Origin of the sequence: Pseudomonas linyingensis (assembly GCF_900109175.1) — a bacterium.
GTDB classification, from domain to species: Bacteria; Pseudomonadota; Gammaproteobacteria; order Pseudomonadales; family Pseudomonadaceae; genus Geopseudomonas; species Geopseudomonas linyingensis.
This window is the reverse complement of sequence record NZ_FNZE01000010.1, coordinates 137,313-162,755: the sequence shown is the minus strand read 5'-3', so window position 1 is coordinate 162,755 and position 25,443 is coordinate 137,313. Positions and strand designations below refer to the sequence as shown.

The 25,443-nt window shown below is 66.4% G+C and carries 20 protein-coding genes; 3 read left to right on the top strand and 17 right to left on the bottom strand.

Features of this window, described 5'->3' with window-relative positions; all coding sequences use genetic code 11:
* Positions 1–157 precede the first annotated feature (157 nt).
* Positions 158–637 (top strand): VOC family protein, encoded by a 480-nt coding sequence (locus tag BMZ19_RS13775; protein WP_090311803.1) that lies wholly within the window; start codon positions 158–160, stop codon positions 635–637.
* Positions 638–784: 147 nt separating this feature from the next.
* Here BMZ19_RS13775 and BMZ19_RS13770 read toward each other — a convergent pair whose 3' ends face one another.
* The 5 genes from BMZ19_RS13770 to BMZ19_RS13750 form a co-directional block, all read right to left on the bottom strand.
* Complete coding sequence (locus BMZ19_RS13770) at positions 785–1,276, bottom strand: GNAT family N-acetyltransferase (RefSeq protein WP_090311801.1); 492 nt, start codon at positions 1,274–1,276, stop codon at positions 785–787.
* A gap of 168 nt (positions 1,277–1,444) precedes the next feature.
* Positions 1,445–2,845, bottom strand: a complete 1,401-nt coding sequence (locus tag BMZ19_RS13765) for a DUF1329 domain-containing protein (protein ID WP_090311799.1) — start codon at positions 2,843–2,845, stop codon at positions 1,445–1,447.
* A 17-nt stretch (positions 2,846–2,862) separates the two neighbouring features.
* Positions 2,863–4,440, bottom strand: a complete 1,578-nt coding sequence (locus tag BMZ19_RS13760; protein WP_090311797.1) for a DUF1302 domain-containing protein — start codon at positions 4,438–4,440, stop codon at positions 2,863–2,865.
* Positions 4,441–4,767: 327 nt separating this feature from the next.
* Positions 4,768–7,176, bottom strand: coding sequence for an efflux RND transporter permease subunit (locus BMZ19_RS13755; RefSeq protein ID WP_212633237.1), 2,409 nt, complete (start codon positions 7,174–7,176; stop codon positions 4,768–4,770).
* A 17-nt stretch (positions 7,177–7,193) separates the two neighbouring features.
* Positions 7,194–8,156, bottom strand: coding sequence for a WD40/YVTN/BNR-like repeat-containing protein (locus tag BMZ19_RS13750; RefSeq protein ID WP_170847767.1), 963 nt, complete (start codon positions 8,154–8,156; stop codon positions 7,194–7,196).
* A 393-nt stretch (positions 8,157–8,549) separates the two neighbouring features.
* Here BMZ19_RS13750 and BMZ19_RS22420 point away from each other — a divergent pair, with 393 nt between their 5' ends.
* The gene (locus tag BMZ19_RS22420) at positions 8,550–8,720 is read left to right on the top strand and encodes a hypothetical protein (protein ID WP_170847766.1); all 171 of its coding nucleotides are present in this window, start codon (positions 8,550–8,552) and stop codon (positions 8,718–8,720) included.
* A 141-nt stretch (positions 8,721–8,861) separates the two neighbouring features.
* Here the strand turns inward: BMZ19_RS22420 and BMZ19_RS13745 are convergent, their stop codons facing one another.
* The 12 genes from BMZ19_RS13745 to BMZ19_RS13690 form a co-directional block, all read right to left on the bottom strand.
* Positions 8,862–9,791, bottom strand: coding sequence for an electron transfer flavoprotein subunit alpha/FixB family protein (locus BMZ19_RS13745; protein WP_090311793.1), 930 nt, complete (start codon positions 9,789–9,791; stop codon positions 8,862–8,864).
* Positions 9,791–10,540: an electron transfer flavoprotein subunit beta/FixA family protein gene (locus BMZ19_RS13740; RefSeq protein ID WP_090311791.1), complete on the bottom strand. Its 750-nt coding sequence runs from the start codon at positions 10,538–10,540 to the stop codon at positions 9,791–9,793. The genes BMZ19_RS13745 and BMZ19_RS13740 overlap by 1 nt, the downstream gene beginning before the upstream one ends.
* Before the next feature lie 164 nt (positions 10,541–10,704).
* The gene (locus tag BMZ19_RS13735; RefSeq protein ID WP_090311789.1) at positions 10,705–11,733 is read right to left on the bottom strand and encodes a 3-ketosteroid-9-alpha-monooxygenase, oxygenase component; all 1,029 of its coding nucleotides are present in this window, start codon (positions 11,731–11,733) and stop codon (positions 10,705–10,707) included.
* Between the two features lie 137 nt (positions 11,734–11,870).
* Complete coding sequence (locus BMZ19_RS13730; protein WP_090311787.1) at positions 11,871–12,707, bottom strand: SDR family NAD(P)-dependent oxidoreductase; 837 nt, start codon at positions 12,705–12,707, stop codon at positions 11,871–11,873.
* Between the two features lie 222 nt (positions 12,708–12,929).
* Positions 12,930–13,697, bottom strand: a complete 768-nt coding sequence (locus BMZ19_RS13725; protein WP_090311785.1) for an SDR family oxidoreductase — start codon at positions 13,695–13,697, stop codon at positions 12,930–12,932.
* A 107-nt stretch (positions 13,698–13,804) separates the two neighbouring features.
* Positions 13,805–14,998: a helix-turn-helix transcriptional regulator gene (locus BMZ19_RS13720; RefSeq protein ID WP_244517226.1), complete on the bottom strand. Its 1,194-nt coding sequence runs from the start codon at positions 14,996–14,998 to the stop codon at positions 13,805–13,807.
* A gap of 278 nt (positions 14,999–15,276) precedes the next feature.
* Positions 15,277–17,706, bottom strand: coding sequence for an efflux RND transporter permease subunit (locus BMZ19_RS13715; protein WP_090311783.1), 2,430 nt, complete (start codon positions 17,704–17,706; stop codon positions 15,277–15,279).
* A gap of 10 nt (positions 17,707–17,716) precedes the next feature.
* Positions 17,717–18,691 carry a WD40/YVTN/BNR-like repeat-containing protein gene (locus BMZ19_RS13710; RefSeq protein ID WP_090311781.1) on the bottom strand — a complete coding sequence of 325 codons (975 nt, stop codon included), beginning with the start codon at positions 18,689–18,691 and terminating at the stop codon, positions 17,717–17,719.
* A 258-nt stretch (positions 18,692–18,949) separates the two neighbouring features.
* The gene (locus tag BMZ19_RS13705; protein ID WP_090311780.1) at positions 18,950–20,164 is read right to left on the bottom strand and encodes an acetyl-CoA C-acyltransferase; all 1,215 of its coding nucleotides are present in this window, start codon (positions 20,162–20,164) and stop codon (positions 18,950–18,952) included.
* 13 nt (positions 20,165–20,177) lie between these two features.
* Complete coding sequence (locus BMZ19_RS13700) at positions 20,178–20,645, bottom strand: MaoC family dehydratase (protein WP_090311778.1); 468 nt, start codon at positions 20,643–20,645, stop codon at positions 20,178–20,180.
* Positions 20,646–20,655: 10 nt separating this feature from the next.
* On the bottom strand, positions 20,656–21,441 hold the full coding sequence (locus BMZ19_RS13695; protein WP_090311776.1) for an SDR family oxidoreductase: 786 nt from the start codon (positions 21,439–21,441) through the stop codon (positions 20,656–20,658).
* A 113-nt stretch (positions 21,442–21,554) separates the two neighbouring features.
* The gene (locus BMZ19_RS13690; protein WP_244517223.1) at positions 21,555–23,885 is read right to left on the bottom strand and encodes a multiheme c-type cytochrome; all 2,331 of its coding nucleotides are present in this window, start codon (positions 23,883–23,885) and stop codon (positions 21,555–21,557) included.
* A 198-nt stretch (positions 23,886–24,083) separates the two neighbouring features.
* Between BMZ19_RS13690 and BMZ19_RS13685 the strand changes: the two genes are divergently transcribed.
* Positions 24,084–25,412: an OprD family porin gene (locus BMZ19_RS13685; RefSeq protein ID WP_244517221.1), complete on the top strand. Its 1,329-nt coding sequence runs from the start codon at positions 24,084–24,086 to the stop codon at positions 25,410–25,412.
* Positions 25,413–25,443: the final 31 nt, after the last annotated feature.

Genomic DNA, 25,443 nt, shown 5'->3' with positions numbered 1-25,443 from the left:
TCTCTCCCACGCTCTGCGTCCGCCTCTGTGACGCAGAGCGTCACTGGCTGCGCTCCCACTCGGAGCAATCCGGAGTGAAGGTCCGCAACGGGTCAGCCCGCGACAGGCCAAATGCGCGGCTAGACTCCATGTCTCAGCCCAATCGTGGAGAGCCAAGATGATCAGCAAGAACACGATATGTCTCTGGTATGACAGCACTGCGCTGGAGGCTGCGACCTTCTATGCCGCGACCTTCCCGGACAGCGCGGTGGGTGCTGTGCTTCGTGCGCCTGGCGACTATCCGGCGGGTAAGCAGGGCGATGTCCTGACCGTCGAGTTCACGGTGATGGGCATCCCTTGCCTCGGGCTTAACGGCGGGCCGGCGTTCAGGCATAGCGAGGCCTTCTCGTTCCAGGTTGCGACCGACGACCAGGCCGAGACGGACCGCTTGTGGAACGCGATTGTCGGCAACGGTGGCCAGGAAAGCGAATGCGGCTGGTGCCGGGACAGGTGGGGCCTGTCGTGGCAGATCACGCCACGCGTTCTGACGGCCGCGATTGCCAGCCCGGATCGCGCAGCGGCCAAGCGCGCCTTCGACGCGATGATGACCATGCGCAAGATCGATATCGCGGCGATCGAAGCGGCGCTGAAGGGGTAACCCGCGCTTGGCTGTGCAGCCCTGGGAAGCCCTGGCGCATTCCTGAGCCCTTGTCAGGCGAATGCGTCCATCCGGGATGCCTGCTTCGGAGCGGTCTTCCCCGCCGCGCTTCGGGAAAATACATCGGCCCCCTTCCCCCCCTCGGTTTCAAATGTCCATGACCATCTCGTGCCACGCCATGCCGCCATGGTCGGACGCGGATGGCTGCACGTAGCGGTAGCCCATGCGCTTGTACAACTCGACGTGGCGCTCCTTGCACATCAGGTGAATGGTCTTCTTGCCTAGCGCCTGCATGCGTCGGACAAAGGTACGCATCATCAGCGTGGAGTAGCCCTTGCCCTGGTGCGCGGGATCGATGACCACCGACATGATGACCGCGTTCGGCGCCTCGGCATCGTGGCCGACCAGCTCCTTGAATGCCTCGTCGGACATGACCACGTCGTGCGCACAGCCGCTGTTGATGAAGCCGATCACCTCGCCATCCAGCTCCATGACCAGGAAGCCTTGCGGGTATTGTTCGATCCGCGTGGCGATCTTTTCCCGGGTGGCCGCTTCATCGCCTTCGTAGGCCGAGATCTCGATCTGGTAGCAGCGGTCGGTGTCCGCCGGGGTGGCGGTGCGAAAGGTCGGAATGCTCATGGTGCTTCTGTTCCTGGCCGTCGGGTGGTGTCGTGGAGAGTCGAGACAGGATGGTAACGGAAAGGCGGCTTCGGGCGGCCTCTGCCTCCGCAGCCCTGCGCCTGCCGAAATGAAAAGAGCCCTCCCCACAGCGTGGGGAGGGCTCCGCTTCTACCGCTTGCTAGCGGATCAACGCCCCCAGCGAGCCGCCGCCTCGGAGGTGAACATGGCCGGCGTCCAGTTGTCCGTGGTTTCCAGGACCGGCGCGCCGGTCTCGTTGGCGATGTTGTCCACCAGGTAGGCGCCGGAGATCAGATCATGGTGCGCGGCGAGGCCCCAGTAGGGCGTCTGCGACTCGTAAGCCCACATCCAGTTGCCCAGCACGGTGCGCCACAGCTGGCCGCGGCCGTCGTACTGGTCGGACAGTGCCGCGCCCCAGGTGTCCTCCTGGATGTAGAACACGCGCTTGGCGTACTGGTGGCGGAAACCGGGCTTGAGGGTCGCTTCCAGCACCCAGACGCGCTGCAGCTCGAAGCGCATGGGCTCGGTGTTGACGTGGCCCTTGTGCTTGATCAAGCCCTCGATCTTCACGTCGGCCTGGTTAGTGCTGAAGGCGTTCCAGGGAATGTAGATCTCGCGCTTGCCGACGATCTTCCAGTCGTAGCGTTCCGGCGAGCCGTTGAACATGTGGTGCTCGTCGACGGTACGGAAGCCACCGGCGCCCTGCGGCATGTCGAAGCCGAACGACGGCGCCTGACGCACGCGGCGGGTGCCGGGGTTGTACAGGTAGACATCGCGCGGCGAGGTCTTGTAGTTGAAGGTTTCCCGCGTGGAGTAGACCGTGCCCTTGTCGCGCAGCGGCAGGTGGATCTTCTGGATGACCATCGACTGGATGCCACCGTACGGCGGCGTGCGGTCGGTGGTGTCGCGCATCACCCCCGGTTCGGAACGCACGCCGAGGAACTTGTACTCGGTCTTGCCCCAGGCCAGGTTGCCGTCCGGATAGACCACCACATCCTGGGTCGTCAGCTCGGTCTTGTAGGGCTGCGGACCGGTGTTGTTGATATTCCAGAGCAGTTCCAGGCCGGTCTTCGGAATCGGGAACGGGTTGGAGCCGGTGAAACCCTTCAGGCCGAGGCCATCGTCGACCAGCTCGGCCGTGGTGGCGTTCTTCTTGAAGGCCTCGCAGACCCAGTCCGGGAAGCGGAAGTCGCGGTGGCTGGTGTACACCGGCATCTTGAAGGTTTCCGGATACTTCTTGAACAGCGCCTTCTGCCCGTCGCTGAGCTTGTCGGCGTACTGCTCCATGTTCTGCGCGGTGATGGTGAACAGCGGCTTTTCGTTGGCGTAGGGGTTTTCCCAGAACTTGCCGGTGCCCTCGTGCTTGATGTGGTCGGGGGCGCCCAGCCACTTGCCGGAGAACTCCGGAATGGTCCCGTCGGCGTTGCCGGCCTTCTCGGCGCCGGAGCAGGTCAGGTCCTTGCCCAGGCGAGCGGCTTCCTCGGGGGAAACCTTGGCCGATACGGTCTGGCTGAATGCGCAGAGAATGCCTGCACTCAGCAGGCTGGCACGGAAAAGAGTCGTCTTCATCGCTGTTTCTCCTGCTGTTACAGGTTGTACTTGAAGTTGATTGCCACGAAGTCACGATCGGCCAGCGGTCGCTCCAGCTGGTCGGCCGAACCCAGGTAGGCGTTATAGGTGGCGCCCACTTCGAAGTTGTTCAGGTATTTGAACTTGGCACCGAGGCTGGCGCGCGCATCGCCATCGCCGCCGAAGCCGAAGGTGCTGACGGAAGACTGGTTGAAGGCGTGGCCGTAGCTGAAGGGCACATCGAGGTCCCAGCCGTTGAACACGTTCGGGTAGGTCAGGGTCACCATGAACTGGCCGAACTGCGCATTGCGGTCATTGGCGAGGTTGTCGAGACCGCCGTCGTCCACGTCGTTGATGTGCACCGCGCCGAATTCGCCGGCGAAGGAGGTCTGCGGAGCGATCCAGCTGTCGCCCCAGGTCTTCAAGGCCGAAACCTGCGCCTGGGTCGCCTGGCCGCGCGACACCCCGGTCTTGGTCAACAACGACAGGCCATCCTTGTAGCTGACCTCGCTGGACACCTGCCAGTCGCCAAGGCGGGTGGAGAGGCTCGCGCCGGTCAGGTCGACATCCTCGAAGTACTTGAGGGTGTAGGAAGTCGGGAAGAAGGTGACGGGGTCGATGTTGAGCAGCAGGCTCGGCGTGCGCTCGTGGTAGCGCAGGCGGTAGGCACCCACCTCGGTGTAGGGGGTGAGCTTGTAGCGCGCACCGACGCCCCACTCGCCGCCGTCGCGGGCGTTTTCAGTCTCGGTACGGGGAATGGCCGCACCAAAATTCGCGAGCGTCGCCAGGTCGCCCTCCATGAAGCGGATGTACTGGCCGCCCGGGCCGATCATGTCGGCGTAGGAGAAGTACTCGCCCGCCGGCGACAGTTCGTACGGATGGTTCTTGAACTGGTAGTAGCCGAGCAGGGTCCAGTCGTTGATCGAGAAGCGCCCGGAAGCCTGCAGCTCGGGGAGGAGGATTTCCTTGATCTCGGTGCCGGGGATGTTGCTCTTGGTGGCATCGACCGGGCCCTGTACCCCAGAAATACCGGAGATGAACAGGCTCTCGCCCCAAGCCACCACCTGGTTGCCGAGACGCAGGTCGAGGAACCCGCTATCGCCGACGGTGGTGCCGCCATACACATAGGTATCGAGCAGGCGGGTGCGGGTGCCTACACGATCCTCGGCCTCGGAGGTGAACTCGTCATGAGCGCCGAGTTTGTTGACGGTATTCGGTGAGTCGTTGTCATTCTTGCTGTTGTAGGCGAAGTCGTAGAAGGTCGAGCCGCGCACCATCAGGCCGTAGTCGCCTTTGTGGATATCCATTTCGGCGAGCAGGCTGACGCGATTATTGAAGGCGCTGCCACGGTCGAAGTTGCGGTTGCCATCATCGCCGTTGATATTGTTCAGCAGTTCGTGCGCCTGCTTCTCGGCACGAACATTGAGACCGTAGTTCAATGTGGTCAGGTAATCGACCTCGATACCATCGCCAAACTCGAAAGAGCCAGCATAGGCTGCGGGCATTGCCAGAGCACTTACGGCACAGCCAAGCAGGCTGAGTTTGAAATGATGCGGCAAGCGGGACAAGCCGCGTGTCTTGTATTTGTAATTCATCAGTTCAGCTCCTCTTGGAGGACCTTAGTTATTGTTGTCCTGATACGCCCTTGAATCTCGGCAGACTCGCCATTTACAAGGCGCACATTAGTTGGCTCCTGCCTCGACAACCGCACGCTGATCGTCGAGTGAGTTCATGATTACCCGCCAAAAAGTCGCTCACATACTTGGTTCGGACTAGGCGGATCGGCAGCTCACAGGTTATGCAGAAGAGTTTTTCGGGCGCACAAAAGCCCCCCTGCGCATCGTTCAGGCGCGCATCCGGAGTCATTGGAATTCACGGGAGCTGCCCGCCTTGGACAGCCCCCGGAGGCAACGCCGCAGCGGCTAGGCGGACGGTGACACAGCGTGCAGCTTGCTGGCGCTGCGCTCGCCTCCGACGTTCAGCCAACAGGCCAGGGCCGGCAGCAGCAGTACGGCGCCGAACACGTTCACCAAGAACATGAAGGCCAGCAGGATGCCCATGTCGGCCTGGAACTTCAGTGGCGAGAATGCCCAGGTGGCCACCCCGACCGACATGGTCACCGCGGTGAAGATCGCCGCCGTACCGCGCTGGCGCATGGCCTCGTAGAACGCCATGCGCAAGTCCTGGCCTTCGTGCTCGATCTGGTGCTTGACCCGCTCGAACAGGTAGATGCCGTAGTCGACGCCCACCCCGACCCCCAGCGCCACCACCGGCAAGGTCGCCACCTTCAGGCCGATGTCCAGTACGGCCATCAGGGCGTTGCACAGCACCGACACCACGGCCAGCGGCGCGATGATGCACAGCACCGCCTTCCAGGAGCGGAACATCAGGAAGCACATCAGGGTGATGGCGCCAAAGATGGCCACCAGCATTTCCACCTCGGCATGCTCCACCGCCTCGTTGGTCGCCGCCATCACCCCGGCGTTGCCGCCGGCCAGACGGAAGGCGTCGGCCACGCGGAACTCGACGGCGCGGCCGGCCTCGTTGTCCTTCGGCTGTTCGGCGATGAAGCGTTTGATCTCGCTGGTCAGATGATGCAGGGTCGCCCCTTCGTGATTGCGGGTGTAGATCAGCACCTGCATCGCGGTGCAGCCCTGGGTGTTCATGCCCAGATCCGGGTTGTAGGCCTCGGCGCCCTGCTGCAGGGCCTGGCTGCTGCGCGGCAGTGCCGCCCAGCGCGGATTGCCTTCGTTGTTGGCGCTGATCCCCACCTTGGCCATGTCCGGGACGCTGACCACCGACTGCACGCCATGCACGCCGCGCATGAAGGTGGCGAAGCGGTCGACCGCATCCATCACCGAGTAGTGCAGGCAGGCATCGCCTTCGAAGCCCTTGGCCTCGACTACGACACTGAGCACGTCCACGCCGATCGCGTAGCTGCCGACGATGCTCGCGTTGTCCTGGTTGTAGCGCGAGTCGTCGCGAAACTCGGGCGCGCCGCTGCCGATATCGCCGACCACCAGTTTGCGCGACTCGGCGATCCCCAGGCCGAGCAGGCCCAGGCAGACGACGGCCACCAGCAGGGCCGTGGCGGGATTGGTCACTGCCGACAGCTTCCACCAGAACGGATGGCGCTTGCCGCCGGCCGTGCGGGTGCGGTGCGCGGAGTTCTCCAGGCGCATGCCGGAGAGCAGGATTGGCAGCATCATCTTGTTGGTGATGATCATCAGCAGAACGCCGAGGCAGGCGGTGATGCCCAGTTCGCGAACGCTGTCGATCTCGATGCGCATGATCACCGCAAAGCCCAGCGCATTGGCCAGCAAGGCCAGGGCGCCCGGCACGAAGATGCGCCGGAACGAGCTGTGCGCGGCGGCCAGCGAGTCGGCGCCGGCCAGCACCTCCAGCTTCCAGGCGTTGGTCATCTGCACCGCATGGGAAACACCGATGGAGAAGATCAGGAACGGCACCAGGATCGACATCGGATCGATGCCGTAGCCCAGCAGCGGCAGCAGGCCAAGCAGCCAGATCACCGGCAGCAACGCCACCACCAGGGCCAGCAGGGTCAGGCGCAGCGAGCGGCAGTAGGCGAACAGCAGCACTGTGGTGATGACGAAGGCCAGCAGGAAGAAGCCGAAAACACCAGACAGGCCGCTGATGATGTCGCCGATCAGCACGGGGAAACCGATGATATCGATTTCGATCTGCTCGCTGGCGTACTTGGCGCGCACCGCATCGAGTGCCTTGGCGATTTCGATATAGTCGACCTTGTCGCCAGTCTCCGGATTGATTTCCTGCAGGTCGGCGCGGATCAGTGCCCCGCGCAGATCGCTCTGCACCAGGCGACCGATGACGCCGGAGCGCGCCACGTTGCGCCGCACGGTCGCCAGGTCCTGTTCCGTGCCGCCGAACTTCGCCGGCACCACCACGTCGCCGTAGAAGCCCTGCTCGGTGACCTCGATGAAGCGGGTGTCGGGGGTAAACAGCGAGGACACCCGGGTGCGGTCGACGCCGGGAATGAAGAACACCTCGTCGGTCGCCTCGCGCAGGGCCTTGAGGAACTGCACGTTGTAGATGTCGCCCTCGCCTTTCCAGCGCAGGTTGACCAGCACGCGGTTCGCCCCCGGGAAGGCCTTCTGGTATTCCGTGAAGGTCTGCATGTACGGGTGCTGCAGCGGAATCATCTTGTAGAAGCCGGGATCCAGCTTGATGCGCGTGGCCGTGGCGGCGAACACCACGGTCAGCAGGATGAACAGGAGCAGCAGCCAGCGGCGATGAGCCATGAGCAGGTCGGCGCAGCGGTCGACCATCTGGGCATTCTTGTTGTTGTCCATGAGAGAGTCCGCTTGTGTCAGGGGATCGGAGATGCGGCTGGCGCGCCAGGCACGCTGATGCCGGACTGCCCCGTGAAGATCAGCCGGCCATCGGCCAGCTCGGCGACGCTGGAGAGGCTGCTACCGCCCCCGTCGCTCAGGCGCTTGAAGGTCAGGCCGCCATCGCCGGACTGGGTGACCACGCCGCCCTCGCCGACCAGCACGATCCGGCCATCGCGGGTGCGGGTGCCGCCGTAGAGCGACAGGGCGGTATCGGCGTCGATCTCCCGCCAGGACTCGCCGAAATCGTTGGTGCGGAACACCTTGCCGCGCATTCCGTAGACCAGCCAGTCGCTGGCCGACAGCGCGATCAGGCCGAAGAAGCTGCCGTTGTAGAAGTCCGGCAGGCGCTGCCAGCTCTGCCCGCCGTCGTCGGAGCGCGCGACCAGGCCGGTTTCGCCAACCAGCATCAGGCGTTGCTGGCCGTGACCGGCGATGCCGTAGAAATGGCGGTCGCCCAGGTCGGTGTCGCGAGGCTGCCAGGTCTTGCCCCGGTCGCCCGAGACCAGCAGGCGGCCGAAGCTGCCGGTGGCGAACAGCGGCCCACGCGCAGAGCCCCACACGCTCATCAGCGCCTCGGCGGCTTCGGCGTCGAAATGGGCCTCCTGCCAGCTCAGCCCGGCGTCCTCGCTGCGCAGGATCCAGTTGTCATGGCCGACCGCCAGGCCCAGCGACTTGTCGGCAAAGAACACCTGGGTCAGGGTCGAACCGCGCCGGGGGGCCACCGTGGCCTCGCTCCATGGCTGGCCGACACCCTTGCTGTGGAACAGGTGACCCAGTTCGCCGGCGGCGACCAGATGCTCACCATCGGGTTGCGCCGCACCGTTGATCAGCATGAATTGCGGTTGGGCGCTGCTGGCCGGGAACACCGGGCTGGGGCGGGGCAGGAAAGAAGCGACCGTACCGGCGGCCACCAGACCGACGATGCATAGGCCGATCAAGATGCGGGAGCGGCTGTGCGACTGCCGCGGGCCAACTTCCGCAGGCTGTACCGTTCGCAAGGCCGATTCATTATTGATTGTTGTGACTGGCTGCATGACTCCTCCTCGTCGACCCAGACCCGACTGCCCAAAGCAGACTGCGGTGCTGGGGATAGCCAGACTGTGGCGGCGCGAAGGAGCCTGCACATCGTCCGATCAGACAAGGGGGGGCATCCCTCCTCCATTCAGACGATGCCATCGGCACGGGTAAGACGGAGCATCGTACGACCGCTCATCGCGTCTAGTCCGTTTGGACTAGGACAGTCGTAAACTCGCCTCCTATGGTGGCATTGCAACAAGACGGCAAGCCGTCCGATTCGCTGCCTTTGCAGTTCGATTGCGAGAACAAAAACAATGAAAACAAGAAAGCTGCTGTTTCTGGCCATTGTCTCCGCCAGCACTGCCCTCTCCCCCAGCCTGCTCCCCAGCGGCCACCTGCCGCTGCTGGCACAAGTGGACACCTGCCAGTACTGTCCGGCGCAACTCATCTCGCCGGCCGTCACCCTCAGCCAGCTATTTCTCTGAAGGGCGCAGCGTAGCGTCGCGCAGGCGTGTCTGGTCAATCCGCTGTAGGGGCGAAATTATTCGCCCCTACAGACCGGAAAGCAGGCTTCATGAGATTGCCGTCAGGGGTACGCCTGGCGGGCACTCCTCCCGCCAGGCGTGTTACAGAGCGCGCTCCAACTCGGGAACCGCCTCGAACAGATCGCCGACCAGACCGTAGTCGGCCACCTGGAAGATCGGCGCCTCCTCGTCCTTGTTGATCGCCACGATCACTTTCGAGTCCTTCATGCCGGCCAGGTGCTGGATGGCCCCGCTGATGCCCACGGCGATGTACAGCTGCGGCGCGACGATCTTGCCGGTCTGGCCGACCTGCATGTCGTTGGGCACGAAGCCGGCGTCCACCGCCGCACGCGAGGCGCCCACCGCGGCGCCGAGCTTGTCGGCGACGCTGTAGAGCAGCTGGAAGTTGTCGCCGTTCTGCATGCCGCGCCCTCCGGAGACGATGATCTTCGCCGCGGTCAGCTCCGGCCGCTCGGACTTGGCGATTTCCTCGCCGACGAAGCGGGAGATACCGGCGTCAGTGACGCTGGCGATGGGCTCGATGCTGGCCGAGCCGCCCTCGCCCGCCACGGCGTCGAAGCCGGTCCCGCGTACGGTCAGCACCTTGACGGCGGCCGTGGACTGCACGGTGGCGATGGCGTTGCCGGCGTAGATCGGCCGCTGGAAGGTGTCCGGCGCGAGCACCTTGACGATCTCGGAGATCTGGTCGACGTCGAGCAGCGCGGCGACGCGCGGCAGGACGTTCTTGCCGTTGGTGGTGGCGGCGGCCAGCACGTGGCTGTAGGTCTTGCCCAGCTCGGCCATCAGCGGCGCGAGGTTCTCCGGCAGCTGGTGGGCATAGGCGGCGTGGTCGGCGACCAGCACCTTGGCGACCCCGGCGACCTTGGCGGCCGCTTCGGCCACTGCACCGCAACCTTGGCCGGCAACCAGCACATGGATGTCGCCACCGATCTGTTGGGCGGCGGCCACGGTGTTGAGGGTGGCCGCTGCGAGGACGGCGTTGTCGTGTTCGGCGATTACGAGGATGGCCATCAGATCACCTTCGCTTCGTTCTTCAGTTTTTCCACCAGCTCGGCGACCGAGCCCACCTTGATGCCGGCGCTGCGCGCGGCCGGTGCCTCGACCTTGAGGATCTTCACGGTCGACGCGGTGGACACGCCCAGCGCGTCCGGTGTGACGGTCTCCAGCGGCTTCTTCTTGGCCTTCATGATGTTGGGCAGGGAGGCATAGCGCGGCTCGTTGAGGCGCAGGTCGGTGGTGACGATGGCCGGCAGCGCAAGGGAAACGGTCTGCAGGCCGCCGTCGATCTCGCGGGTGACGGTGGCGCGCTCGTCGGCGATTTCCAGCCTGGAGGCGAAGGTGCCCTGGGCGAAGCCGCTGAGCGCGGCAAGCATCTGCCCGGTCTGGTTGTTGTCGCTGTCGATGGCCTGTTTGCCGAGGATGACCAGCTGCGGCTGCTCCTTGTCGACCAGCGCCTTGAGCAGCTTGGCGACGGCCAGCGAGCCGAGTTCGTCCGCGGATTCGATCAGCACGGCACGGTCGGCGCCGAGGGCCAGCGCGGTGCGCAGCTGCTCCTGGGCGGCAGCCGGACCGACGGAGACCACGACTATCTCGCTGGCGATGCCCTTTTCCTTGAGGCGCACCGCTTCTTCGACGGCAATCTCGCAGAAGGGATTGAGCGCCATCTTCACATTGGCCAGGTCGACGCCGGAGTTGTCCGCCTTGACGCGGACCTTGACGTTGTAATCGACCACGCGTTTCACGGGGACCAGAATTTTCATGCAAACTCCCGATTCGACTGGATAGTTGCAGGCAAATTACGGCAACGCGCTGCTAACAGCCTCGTTCATTTGAACTAGCCACACTTGGGCTAATACGCGCAAAAACGGCCACTGCAGAAACGATTCCGCCCGGCAAAGGCCGGGCGGAATGGATGCAACCGGGTTCAGCGCCGATCGACGGTAACGATCTCGCGGCGCTCGGCCATTTCCGGCGCCACTGCGGCCTCGTCGGTGAAGAACTGCTGGTACCACTCGCGCAGCTGGTAGACCGGGCCGTCGCCCTCGGCCAGGACCGGGTTGTTGACGCGCACCTTGTGCTTCCAGATGTCCACGTCTTGGTAGAAGGAGGTGCGGTTCTGCTGCACGTACTCCTTGGCCAGCGCCTCGTTCTGCTCCTCGCTCCAGCCCGGCATCTTCTTCACCAGGCAGCCGAAGCGCAGCTCGAAGCTATTGGGGGTGATCGGCACGTGGCAGTTGAGCAGGATCGAATGCACCTCCATGCCCTCGAACAGCGCACGCATGCGGGTGAAGTGGGTGGCCGGACCGAAGTAGGCCGACTCGGCAACCAGGTCGCCGCCCAGGCGGACCGAGTCGCCGTGGAAGATCTGGTGGGCGACATGGCCCTCGAACACGTTGGCGAAGTACTTGGTCGGGGTGCCGTGAACCGGGCCGAAGTGCTGGGCGTCGACCAGGTTGTCCACCAGCTCGCGCGGGTTGGTCTCGATGATCAGGGTGTCGAGGTACCAGTTGTGCGACCACTCGTCGCTGTCGATTTCCGGCAGGTGCGGAATCACCACGTCCGCGGCCGGCACCTTGCCTTCCGGGTTGTTCCAGACGAACAGCAGGTTGTTCTCCTCGCAGGTCAGCCAGGAACGGGTCTTGGCCTTGGGCGGGATGCGCTCGCAGTAGGGAATCTCGACGCAGCGGCCGCTGCCCTCGAACTGCCAGTGGTGGAACGGGCAGACCACGCGGTTGCCTTCCAGGGTGCCCTGAGACAGGTCGGCGCCCATGTGCGGGCAGTGGGCGTCGAGGATGTTGATCTTGCCGCTGTCGTCGGCGAACGCCAACAGGCGGCTGCCGAAGATGTTCAGGGTATGCAGCTTGCCGTCGCGGTAGTCGTCGGCGACACCCAGACAGTGCCAGCCACGGGCGTAGCGGGCTGGCAGGGCATTGTTGCTGTTGTTATCGGTCATCAGGCTTTCTCCGTTGAGCGCACGCAAGACAGGTTGCCGTCGGGCCGCGCCCCGGGGCGGGCCGGACGGCAACGTCCGTCGATCTTCACCGAGAGACGCCGCGCGCTCATCATCCGCTTGGACTAGAAACGGCGATTTCAGGCGCGCCAGTCGGCGACGATGCCCTGCTCCAGGGCGAACGGCTGGGCGGCGATGGTGCGCTTCTGGAACTCGCCGGCCTCGGCGGCGGTGGCCAGCCAGAGCATGACCGCCGCCGGCACCTCGGGTGGCGCCACGCCGCCGCGCAGGGCGATCACGCCCTTGTCGCCAATGGTGGCTTTCAGCGCTTCGGTGGTGACCACGCCGGGGTTGACGGTATAGGCGCGGATGCCGCGCTCGCCCAGCTCGGTGGTCAGGATGCCGGAAAGGCGCGATACCGTGGCCTTGCCGGCACCGTAGGCGTAGCCCCAGCCGCCGCGTCCGGCCGCCACCGGTGGATCGCTCTCGCCGGCGCCGGAGGTGACGTTGATGATCACCCCGTCGCCGCGCTCGAGCATCTGCGGCAGTACCGCACGGGTGGCGAGGAAAGGCGCCAGCAGGTAGCCCTGGTAGACGCGCAACAGGGTCTCGGCCTCGAGATCGAGGAACGGCAGGTTGAGGTCGCCGCCCTGGTAGATGGCGTTGTTGACCAGCACATCGATGCGCCCGAAGTGCTCGAGCACCGCCGCGCAGGCCGCGCACACCGAGTCGGCGTCGAGCAGGTCCATGCGCACCACGAAGACCTCCCGGCCCAGTTCGCGCACGGCCGCGGCGGTCGCCGCCAGACTGCCCGCCAGCGGCGTTCCGTCCGGATTGCACAGCGCGTGCTGGTGGGCCTCGCCCTCCTCCAGCGTGCGCGCGCTGATCGCCACGTCGAAGCCGGCGCGGGCGAAGGCCAGCGCCGTCTCGCGGCCGATGCCCCGGCTGGCGCCGGTGATGAATGCCACCTTGTTCATTGCAGACTCCTTGAGTGAAATCCCCGGCCCGTTCCGGGGCAATCGCATGGCCGGGCCAATCCGCTGTAGGGGCGAATTCATTCGTCTGACGCAGCCACGTTGGCGAATGAATTCGCCCCTACAATTCAAGTCTTGGCGCCGGGCAGCCCGGCCGGCATCGTCAATTCGGACCAGAAACGACGAGACCACCCTCAGGTGGCCTCGTCAGTGCAGCTACAGAAATCAGAAACGCGACGGGCGCACCATGGCATCCATCCCACCATCGACGAACACCACGCTGCCGTGCACGAAGCTGGCCTGCGGCGACTGCAGGAAGGCGACCAGCGCGGCGATTTCCGCCGGCTGGCCGGCGCGGCCCAGCGGGGCGACGAAGTCGCGCACCGCCTGACCGAAGCGCGGATCCTCCTTGGAGGACTGCAGCAGCGGGGTCTCCACCGCGCCCGGCGCCACCACGTTGAGGCGCAGGCCGCGGCCGCCCCACTCCACCGCCTGCTGCCGGGCGTAGCGGGTCACTGCGTACTTGGAGCAGGCATAGGCGACGTGCGCCTGATCAAGCTCGTTGGCCAGGGCAATGGCGCGCGCCTCGTCGCCGGCCAGCATTGCCTCGACCATTGGCTGGTTGTCGGCCCCCGGCTGGGTGGCCGCCACCGAGCCGATGATCAGCGCCGCGCCCTGTTCGCCGCGCTCCAGCGCGCTGGCCAGGCCATCGACCAAGGCGGTGACACCGAAGTGGTTGACCGCGACGATCAGGCTGCTGGACGGTGCGGTGACACCGAGGCCGGCGCAGCACACCAGACCGTCCAGCACGCCGTCGCAACGGGCGAGTACGTCCTCGACCGCCGCCTGGCGACCTTCGGGGGTGGACAGGTCGGCGATGACCTCGGCGTTGGCGCGGTCGATGCCGATGATCTGGTGGCCGGCGGCGCGCAGGGCGGCGCACACCGCAGCGCCGATGCCCGACGCGGAACCGCTGACAGCTGTGACTGGCATGAAAATTCTCCTGAATGACTGGGCCTGGATGGCTGGTTCTGCCCCACTCTAGGGGCGGCGCGAAGCGACTCGAATCGTCCAAGCGGACGATTCGAGCAGACGGAGTTTCAACCGCCGCGCGGACGCCCGGACGGGCTTTCAGCCTGGCCCACCGCCATCACGCTGTTGAGCATGATGCGCACCAGTTCGGTCTGCCGGCGCACGCCGGTCTTGGAGAAGATCGCGCGCAGATGTGCGCGCGCGGTGTTGCGGCGGATGTTCAGCACCTCGGCGGCCTCCTCCAGCGACAGGCCGTTGGCCAGTTCGAGGCATAGCGCCGTCTCCGCCGGCGTCAGATTGAACAGCTGCTTGGTCACCGTGGTGCTGGCCAGCGACTTGCCGACGGCATCGCGGATGTACACCACTACCGCCGGCTGCCCCTTGCTTTCCGCCCACTCCAGCGAGGGCACCGACTCCACCACTACCACCAGGTTGACCTGGCCGGAGGGTCGGGCGATCGACACCGCCTCGGCGATCGGCGGACTCTCCTTGCCCTGGCGGGCGAAGGCACCGCGCACCAGGCGCTGCAGTTCGCGGTTGTCGCTGGGATAGGAGGCCTCCAGGCGTCCGCCGACCAGCTTGAGACCGTCGGCGCCAGCGAGGATCTCCTGGGCGATGACGTTCTGCTGCAGCACCCGGCCGCTCTCGTCGAGCACGATGGTCGCCACCGACAGGCGGCTGATCGCCTGAGAATACAGAGTACCCATCGACTGGCTGCGATCCAGCTGGTTGTGCACGTTGAGAGCACGCCGCAGGTGCGGCAGGATCAGCTCGCAGAGTGCGCGGTCGTGCGCCGAGAATTTCGGGGAAGTCTCCGGACGGGTGATGCGAAAGCGCAGCTTGCCGGAGTCGGGCGTGGAAATGTCCACGCCCATGACGTGGAACACGCCCTTCGGCCCGCACCAGTGCTGGTAGTAGGAGGAGCGGCGCCAGTCCTCCTCGCTCATCAGGTCGTCGACGGTGAATACCTTGTCGGCCGGCTGGTTGATGAACGGGGTGCTGGAGTGCGGATAGGTCAGGTAGGTGACCTTGCCCTCGCCCTCGACGTTGCCCGCGACGATCATCAGACCGGCATCCGACTGGTCGGGGATACGCAGGATCAGGGTCACGTAGTTGGCGGCGAACAGGTCGCGCAGCTGCTCCATGGGGATGTGCCACTGGCTACTGTCCACGGCCGCGTCGTACAGGGCTGCTACCAGACTGTCGTATTCGGCCAGATCCAGGCCCGCCAGGGCATGGATACCTGCAGTTGTCTTTTCCACCCTATCACCTCTTGCGAAGCCGGCTCGTTGGCCGACCCCTTGTTATTTTTGTCCATTCGACAGGTCGCGCCGGATAACCAGGGACCGGCAGACTCCACCTGCCGGGCAATAACCCTTCCTCCGGTGCTGCGCACGCAAAACCTTGCACAACGGTTTCCGGCCACCTTCCTTCCGGAAAACCTCGTGCCAGACAGCTTCCAGCAAAGTCGGGGGCGCTTCAACCGTAATTGGTCGAATACTCCGACACCAGTCGCCGACCTGGCACGGGACGCCGTGACCTATACCCCCACAGCCGCGTCGCGGCGGCTGCCGAGCACGGCGGCTGCCGCGTCATCCGTATCAGTTTTACTCGCCTTGCGGGCAGCCACCAGAGGACGCCCCTGATTGAACCAGGCGGCCATCGCCGGCAGCAGGAAGATCGCGCCGAACACGTTGACCAGGAACATGAAGGCCAGCAGCACACCCATGTCGGCCTGGAACTTCAGCGGCGCGAAGGCCCAGGTGCACACGCCGATGGACATCGTCAGCGCGGTGAACACCGCCGCAGTGCCACGTTGGCGCATCGCCTCATAGAAGGCGTTGCGCAAGTCGCTCCCCTCCTCCATCTCGTGCTGGATGCGCTCGAAGAGGTAGATGCCGTAGTCGACGCCGACGCCGACGCCCAGAGCGACCACGGGCAAGGTTGCGACCTTGAGGCCAATGCCGAGCAGCGCCATCAGCGCGTTGCAGAGGATCGCCACGATGGCCAGCGGCACCAGGATGCACAGCACCGCGCGCAGGGAGCGGAAGGTCAGCCAGCAGAACAGAGCCACGGAGCCGAACAGAGCGGCGAGCATCATCACCTCGGCGCGGTCCACCGCCTCGTTGGAGGCCGCCATGATGCCGACGTTGCCGCCAGCCAGACGGAAGTTCACCCCCGGGGTGACGTCAGCGGCGATGATCCGCTTGACCTCATTGACCACGTGGGCGACGGTCGCGCCTTCGTGGTCGGTGAGGAACATCAGGACCTGCATCTGCTGGCAGCCGTCGGTGACCATGCCCAGCTCCGACGAGTAGGCACGCGAGCCCTGCTGCAGGCCGCGTTCGGAGTTGGGAATCGCCGACCAGCGCGGATTGCCCTCGTTGTTGCCGGAAATCACCACCTTGCCCGTACCGGTGACACTGGAGACCGACTGCACGCCAACCACGTGGCGCACAGCAAAGTCGAAACGGTCCACCGCACGCATCACCTGTGGATTCAGGCAGGCTTCCGGGTGGTCCTTGGCTTCGACGAACACTGTCAGTACGTCAAGACCGATGGCATAGCTGCCGACGATCCGCGCGTTGTCGCGGTTGTAACGCGAGTCGCTGCGCAGCTCCGGCGCCCCGGCACCGATGTCGCCGGTCTGCAGGTCGCGGGCCTTCAGTGTACCGACAGCGAGCAGGATGAGGCTGGTGGCGAACACCAGCAGGGCCGGCACGGGCTTGGCCAGGCTGGAAAGCCCCCACCACAGGGGGTGCTTGCGGCCTGCAAGCGGCTTGTTGCTAGGCTGCGCCGAACGCTCCAGACGCAGGTGGGAGATGATGATCGGCAGCATCATCTTGTTGGTGACGATCATCAGCAGCACGCCCAGGCAGGCCGTTGCGCCCAGCTCGTGGACGATGGGGATGTCGATCAGCATGATCACCGCGAAGCCCACGGCGTTCATCAGCAGGGCCAGCGAGCCGGGGATGAAGATCTTGCAGAAGGCCGCGTGGGCTGCCTGCTCGGAGCTGGCACCGGCCAGCACGTCCTGCTTCCAGGCGTTGGTCATCTGCACCGCGTGGGACACGCCGATGGAGAAGATCAGGAACGGCACCAGGATCGACATCGGGTCGATGCCCAGGCCCAGCAGCGGCAGCAGGCCGAGCAGCCAGACCACCGGCAGCAGCGCCACCACCAGCGCCACCACGGTCAGCTTGAGCGAGCGCGAATAGCCCCACAGCAGCGCCGCGGTGATCAGGAAGGCCACCACGAAGAAGCCCATCACCGCGCCGAGACCCTCGACCACGTCGCCGACCAGCTTGGCGAAGCCGACCACGTTGATCTCGATCTGATCGCTATTGTAGTGCGCGCGGATTTCCTCGAGGCGCTTGGCTACCTCGACGTAGGAAACCTTCTCGCCGGTCTTCGGGTCGACGTCCTGCAGGTCGGCACGCACCATCGCGGCCTTCAGGTCGTTGGCCACCAGACGGCCGATCTGTCCGGAGCGCGCAGTGTTGTTGCGCACCTGCTCGAGATCTTCGAGGGTACCGGCGAAGCGCGGCGGCACCACCACGTCGCCGAAGAAGCCGTCCTCGGTCACCTCGACGTACTGCACGTTGGGGGTGAACAGCGAGGTCACGCTGGAGCGGCTGACCCCGGAGGTGAAGAATACGTCGTCGGTGACCTTGCGCAGGGTTTCGAGAAACACCGGGTTGTAGATGTCACCCTCGCCCTTCCAGCGCACACTGACCAGGAAGCGGTTGGCACCGGTGAATATCTTGCTGTATTCGAGGAAGTTCACCATGTATTCGTGGCGCAGCGGAATCAGCTTGTTGAAGCCAGGGTCCAGCCTGGTCTGCAGGGCACTGGCGCCGAGGCCGACGGTGATCGCGACGAACAGCGCCATCAGTGCGCGGCGGCGGGCCATCAGCAGGTCGGCGCAGGCCGCGACCCAGCGATCCACCCGGGAGTTTTGCTCTTTCATCTCGTCACCCTCAGTTCTGCACGGCGGCTACACCGCCGCGGAAACTCTTGAACACGCCATGCTCGCCACCGACCACCAGCACCTGATCGTCCAGTGCCGATACCGCGGTCAGCGTGCCCAGCCCCTCGAGGCGCAGGCTGCCGATCAGCTTGCCTTCGCGGTCGAAGCGGATCACCGCCCCACCAGCGCCGACCACCAGCACGCCGGCCTGTCCCGGCAGCAGGGCGTGGCCATAGAGCGGCGCAGTATGGCCGAGCGGCACCTGAGTCCAGTTCTGGCCGAAGTCGGCGCTGACGAACACGTGGCCGCGCATGCCGTAGGCCAGCCAGCGGTCGGCCGACAGACGCGCCACGCCGAACAGCGAACCGCTGTAGAAAGCCGGTAGGCGCTCCCAGTTCTGCCCGCCGTCGAGCGAGCGCAGCACCGTACCCTGCTCGCCGACCAGCATCAGGCGGCCGTCGGCGCCGCCATCCATGCCGTTGAGGTGGTAGCCGTCCACCGGCAGCTCGCGGGCCTCCCAGCTGCGCCCGCCGTCGGCGGAAACGAAGTACTTGCCGTAACTGCCGTAGGCCATCACCGCGTTCTCGTCGCCGGCCCACACGCCGAGCAGCGGTTCGGCCAGCTCGTCGTCGATGCGACTTTCCTGCCAGTTCCTGCCGCCGTCCTCGGAGCGCAGGATCCAGCCGTCGTGGCCCACCGCCACCAGGCGGTCGGCCGACAGCCGCGCCACGCCGGTCAGCGAACTGCTGCGGCGCGGCTCGATGCTGGCCTGTTGCCAGCTCTGGCCGCGGTCGTCGCTGGTGAGGATGACGCCCTGCTCGCCGACGGCGACCACGCGCGGGCCCTCACCGACCACGTCATTGATCAGCAGGCGGTCGGTGCGCAGCTCGGTAGCCGGCAAAGGTGGCGGCGTGCGGTGCGAGAAGGCGTACGCGGCGGTCGCCGCGACCACGGCCGACATGGCATAGGCTATCAACTGGCGCATACCGACCTCCGCAGGCGATTGAGTGCTTTCATGCTGTCTTTCCCTTGTTCTTGTTGTGGGCGACCGCGACGCGGCGGTCGCTCGACGCAGGCGTTGATACGGCTCGATAGTCCGCAAGACAGAGCTGCGCCGGCATCGTCCATAAGGAGTACGCCGGCACAGAGGGGGAATGAGGATCGACGGGGCTGGCGCATGAACGTCTTGTAGGGGCGAATGAATTCGCCCCTACATACGCCACCCCGGGGAAATGGGCGGGACTCAGGCGATCTCGAACAGCCCGGCGGCGCCCATGCCGCCGCCGATGCACATCGCCACCACCACGTAGCGCACGCCGCGGCGGCGGCCTTCCAGCAGGGCGTGGCCGACCATGCGCGCGCCGGACATGCCGAACGGGTGGCCGATGGCGATGGCGCCGCCGTTGACGTTGAGGCGCTCGTTGGGGATGCCCAGCACGTCGCGACAGTGGATCACCTGGCAGGCGAAGGCCTCGTTGATCTCCCACAGGCCGATGTCGGCCACGGTCAGGCCGAAGCGGTTGAGCAGCTTGGGCACCGCGAACACCGGGCCGATGCCCATCTCTTCCGGGGCGCAGCCGGCCACGGCGATGCCGCGATACACGCCGAGCGGCGCCAGGCCGCGGCGGGTGGCCTCGGCCCGACTCATCAACAGGGTCGCCGCGGCGCCGTCGGAGAACTGCGAGGCGTTGCCGGCGGTGATGAACTCGCCCTGCTGCACCCACTTGCCGTCCTTCCACACCGGCTTTAGCGCGGCGAGGTCGGCCAGGGTGGTCGACGGCCGATTGCACTCGTCGCGATTGGCGAACACTTCCTCGTGGCCGGTCGGCTTGCCCTCCTTGTCGAAGCACAGCTTGCGCGCGGCGAGCGGCACGATCTCGTCGGCGAACAGCCCGGCAGCCTGGGCGGCGGCGGTGCGCTGCTGGCTCTGCAGGGCGTATTCGTCCTGGGCGGCGCGCGAGATGCCGTAGCGACTGGAGACGATCTCGGCAGTCTCCAGCATCGGGATATAGGCGCTGGGCACCGTCTCGATGACCGCTTCGGACTGCGCGCGGTAGGTGTTCTTGTGCTTGGTCTGGGTCAGCGACAGCGACTCGACGCCGCCGGCCACCGCCACAGAGAGTTCGCCGGTGATGATGCCCTTGGCGGCGACGCCGATGGTCATCAGGCCGGAGGCGCACATGCGGTCCAGGGCCATGCCCGGCACCGTGTCCGGCAGGCCGCCGGTGTAGGCGCACAGGCGACCGATGTTGTAGGCCTGGGTGCCCTGCTGCACTGCCGCGCCCATGATCACGTCCTCGACCGCGCCCGGCTCGATGCCGGCGCGCTCGACCACCGCGCGCACCACGTGACCGCCGAGTACGGGTGCCTCGGTATCGTTGAAGGAGCCGCGGAAGGACTTGGCCAGCGCGGTACGGGCAGTGGCAACGATCACCGCGTCATTCGGATTTGCATTCATCGGGATTACTCGCTCAGGCAACAGGGTTGAAGGTGTAGCGGCTGATGGTGTCGACCACGCAGCCCGGACGCTCGCTGCCCTCGATCTCCACGGTGACGCGCACGGTGGCCTGCACCGCCGCACCGAGCTGCTCGACGCGCACGATCTCGCCGCGTCCGCGCACGCGCGCGCCGACCTTGACCGCTGCCGGGAAGCGCACGCGGTCGCAGCCGTAGTTGACGCCCATGCTCAGGTTGTCGACCTGCAGCAGCTGCGGCAGGAACAGGTTGACCAGCGACAGGGTCAGGTAGCCGTGGGCGATGCAGCCGCCGAACGGGCCGCTGGCGGCGCGCTCGGGGTCGACATGGATCCACTGGTGGTCGCCGGTCGCTTCGGCGAACAGGTTCACGCGCGCCTGGTCGATCTCCAGCCACTCGGTGGCGCCCAGTTCGAGGCCCTGGGCAGCGAGCAGCTCGGCCGCGCTTGCAAAGGTCATGGTCATGGCTGCTTCCTCAGGCCTGCTGGGAACTGACGGAGAGCACTTCGCCGGTCATGTAGGAGGCGTAGTCGCTGGCCAGGAAGACCATCACGTTGGCCACCTCCCAGACCTCGGCTGCGCGGCCGAAGGCCTCGCGGCTGGCCAGGCTGGCGAGCAGCTCCTCGCTGGAAGCTTTCTTAAGGAAGTCGTGCAGGGCGATGGACGGCGACACCGCGTTGATGCGCACGCCGAACTCGGCGGCTTCCAGCGCGCTGCAGCGGGTCAGCGCCATCACCCCGGCCTTGGCCGCGGCGTAGTGGGCCTGCTCCTTCTGCGCGCGCCAGCCAAGCACCGAGGCGTTGTTGACGATTACCCCGCGGCCGCGGCCCTGCATGTGCGGCAGCATGGCGCGGGTCATGCGGAAGGTGCCGGTGAGGGTGATGTCGAGCACCCTGTTCCACTCTTCGTCGCTCATCTCGACGACGCGCTTCTGCCCGCCGAGGCCGGCGTTGTTGATCAGCACGTCGACGCCGCCCAGGGCCTGCTCGGCGGCGGTGACCAGCGCCTGCACCTCCTCCTCTACGGCGACGTTGCACAGCTGGCCGTACACCTCGGCCAGGCCGGTCTCGGCCTTGAGGCGCTCGACCGCCTCCTCGAGACGACGCGGGTGGATGTCGGAAATCATCAGCGCCCGGCAACCCTCTTCCGCGCAGCGCTTGGCGGCGGCAAAGCCAATGCCGGCGCCAGCGGCAGCGGTGATCAGGACAGACTTGCCGGCCAGCAGCTGGTGGCCGGGCACGTAGGGGGGAGCTTGTCGCATGGCAGAAACCTCATGAGGTAAACGGTCTGCGACAGGTATACGGGGCGTTCGGGGGCCTCACATCGTCAAAACGGACGGGGCTGGCCCCTCGCAGGCGCAGCCACGCCTCCGCCTCAGTCCGCCGCCCCCCGGCTTCTCGCCTGACGCAGCAGGGCCGTGGCCCTGGGCGAGCCGGGACTTATCACCAGCAGCCGCTCGGCATAGGCGACGGCGGCGGCCGGCTTGCCCTGCTCCAGGCTGTAGACGCCGGCCAGCCAGAGCAGGTCCGCCTCGTGCGGACGTTCGAGCAGGACCTTCTCCACCAAAGCAAGCGCCTGCGCGGGATCGCGCGGATGCAGCGCCAGGGCCAGCGCGAAGGCGAAGCGGGGGTCGTCCGGCATCAGCTGCTGCGCCTGCTGCAGATGGCCGAGCGCCTCGTCGCGGCGCTGCTGGCGCACTAGGCCGAGGCCCAGCGAGTAGTGCAGCAGCGCGGCCTGCGGACGCAGTGCCAGCCCCTCGCGCAGCAGAGCTTCGGCCTGCGCCTCGCGGCCGGCGCTGCGCTGCAGTTCGGCGAACTCCAGGTAGGCCGGCAGATACAGCGGATCGAGGCGCAGGGCTGCCTGCAGCTGCTCCACGGCTTCCGCCTCGCGGCCCTGCCGGCGACGCAGGCGGGCCAGTTCGCTGCGTCCCTCGGCGCGGTCGGCGTTCAGCTGCAGCTGGGCTTCGTATTCGCCCAGGGCACGCTCGAAATCGGCCTGGCGGGCCTGCGGCAGCGGCACGTCGGCGAGCAGCCGAGCCGACTCGCTGCGCACGCTTTGCAGGGGATCGTTCAGCAGCGGCGCCAGCCACTCGCCGCGCGGTCCCGGTGGCAGCCCTTCGAGGGAGCCGAGCGCTGCCCGGCGCACCAGCGGGCTGGGATCGTCGAGTCCCTTGCGCAGGGCCTGCCAGTCCTCTTGCCGGGCCGGCTGGCGCAGGCGCGCGGCGGAGCTGGCGCGCACCAGCGCCGGTTGCGCCGGATCGCCCAGCAGCCCGGCCAGGCCCACCGAGGCGCCGGGCGCGTTGCCTTCGGCCGCCGCCCAGGTCTCGGCGAAGCGCTGGAAGCCCTCGGCCGGATTTGGATGGTGCTCGCGGATCGCCTGCGCCGCCCATTCGGCCGACTGCCCGGTGTGGCAGGCGTTGCACGCGTTGGGCGTGCCCAGGCGGGTGCTCAGCTCGGGACGCGGGATGCGCAGGCTGTGGTCGCGACGCGGATCGACGACCATGTAGGTGGTCTGCGGCATGTGGCAGCTCACGCACTGTGCTCCCGGCGAGCCCGCCGGGTGGAAGTGGTGTTTGGGACTGTCGAAGTGGCTTGGCAGGTGGCACTGGGCACACAGCGCATTGCCCGGCGCGCGCAGCTTCTGCCCGTGCGGCTCGTGGCAGTCGCTGCAGGTCACGCCCGCCGCATGCATCCGGCTCTGAGCGAAGGAGCCGGAGACGAACACCTCCTCGCGCTGCTGGCCGTCGACATGATAGAGGCCGGGTTCGAGCAATGCCTGGCTGTAGTGGTCGAGCAGCCGTTTGCCGGGATGGAAGCCCTCGGCGATCTGGCTGCGCCGCGAGTGGCATTGCGCGCAGACCTCCTGCTCCTTGCTCTGCGCCTGTTGCGGCGGGTCGCGGCGGGCGGTCAGTTGCTCGACGGATCGCCGCCAGCCACTGCCGCGGCGCTCGTCGAGCAGCAGGGTCAGACCCTTGTGCGGGAACTCCGCGGCCCCGCGCGCCCACTCCAGATGCCGCGAGGCGGGACCATGACAGGCCTCGCAGCCCACGTTCAGCTCTGCCCAGCGCGTGGCGAAGGTATCGCTCTGCGCATCGTAGCCTTTGCGCAGCGCGGTCGAGTGGCAGTCGGCGCACATGAAGTTCCAGTTCTGCGCCGGTCGAGTCCAGTGCAGCTCGTCGCGGTGATCCACCGCCTCGCCGGGGTAGAGGTGGAACCAGCGTTGCCCGCCGGCACCGGCCGGGCGGCTGTCCCAGGCGATGGACAGCGCCTGCAGGCGGCCGTCGGGAAACTCCACCAGGTACTGCTGCAGCGGCTCGACGCCGAAGGTGTAGCGAATCTCGAAGTCACTCAGCCGGCCGTCCGCGTCGTCGGTGCGCACGAAGAAGCGCCCGTCGCGGCGAAAGAAGCGCGACTCGATCCCTGCGTAGTGGAAGGTGGCGTCGTCGAAGTCGCCAAGCACCGTGTCGCTCGTCGCGTGCTGCATGGCGTGGGCGTGCTGCGAGCCCTGCCAGGCCTGGAACTGCTCACTATGGCAGTCCGCACAGGCCTGGCTGCCGACATGCACCGGCTCGAGCGCGCCGGGCTCGGCGGCCAGCAGCAGCTGCTGCCAGCCGAACAGCCCGACCAGCAGCGACAGCGAGAGCGCGAACAGGAGCCAGCCCGGCAACGGGCGGCCGGCGACAGACGAGCGTGAAGCGTTCGGCATGGCAATCATCCCGGGGCAGACATGAGTGGCGCACAGTGCGGTGAGACCAATGCTGCCGTCGCGGCCGGCCGGCGAACAGGCCCGGCGCACGATAGCTGCGCTTTGACGCTAGCAGTTGCGCACAGCGGATAACGGTAGGCGAATCGGCTTGGAAATACTGACCAGGAAAACAACAACAAGACCCCTGCGGAGATTTCCATGGCAACAACCGTCATGCCTTCCATCGCCATTCCACACCCCGGCGCCGCCCGACAGCGCCGGACACCCGGCCCGCTCGGCCGGGCGGCTGCCTGCGTCAGGGCGGCCAGCCTGCTCGGCGTGCTCTGCCCGCTGGCGGCTCACGCCGACTTCGTCGAAGACAGCCAGCTCAACCTCGGCCTGCGCAACTTCTATCTGGATCGCGACTTCCGCGGCGACGCCGCGCCGATCTCCCGGGTGGGCAGCTGGAGCCAGGGCTTCGACCTGCGCTTCCAGTCCGGTTACACCGAAGGCCCCGTGCAGTTCGGCCTGGATGCCTCGGCGCAGTACGCCTACCGCCTCGACGGCGGCGGCGGGCGCGGACCGGATACCGTCCTGCCCTACGACGACAGCAAGGGCGAGCAGGTGCAGGACTACGGCCGTTCGGCGCTGACCGCGAAGGTGCGCTACTCGAAGACCGAACTCACGGTCGGCGAACATCGTCCGCGCCTGCCGGTGGCCTACTTCGACGATTCCCGCCAGCTGGTCAGCACCTTCCACGGCTTCCAGATCGCCTCGCAGGAAATCGACGGGCTGAGCCTGACCGCCGGCCGCTTCAACGAGATCAGCACCCGCGAATCCTCCGATCACGAGAAGCTGTACCTGTTCACCCGCCCCAACGGTCCGCGCCGGCCCAGCGACGGGCTGAACTTCGCCGGTGGCACCTACGCCTTCACGCCGGGCCTGTCGGCCACCTACTTCTACGGCCAACTGGAAGACATCTACCAGCAGCACTACCTGGGCCTGGCCCACAACGTCGACCTCGGCGCTGGCTACGCTCTGAAGACCGACCTGCGCTACTACGACAACCGCGAGGATGGCGAGGCGCTGTACGGCGACATCGACAATCGCGCCTACGGCCTGCTGGGCGCCCTGACAAAAGGCGGCCACACCTTCAGCCTGGGCTACCAGCGCATGCTCGGCGACAGCGCCTTCCCCACCCTGAACGGCTTCACCCCGCAGCCCCATCTGGTCAACTGGTCGGCGGTGGCCTTCATCCGGCCGAACGAGGGCTCCTGGCAGGCACGCTACGACTACGACTTCGCCGCTCTGGGCATGCCAGGACTGCGACTGATGACCCGCTATCTGCGCGGCACCGGCATCGACCGTGGCGGCAACCTCAGCGATTCGAGCGAGAGCGAGCGCGACCTGTTGCTGAACTACGTGGTGCAGAGCGGCCCGCTCAAGGGCGTCGGCCTGGCCTGGATGAACATCGACGCCAAATTCCAGCACGGCAGCGATTACGACGAGAACAGGCTGATCGCCACCTACACCTGGAAGCTCTGGTAGGCCGACTGTCGCGCTCCCGAGTGCGATCCGG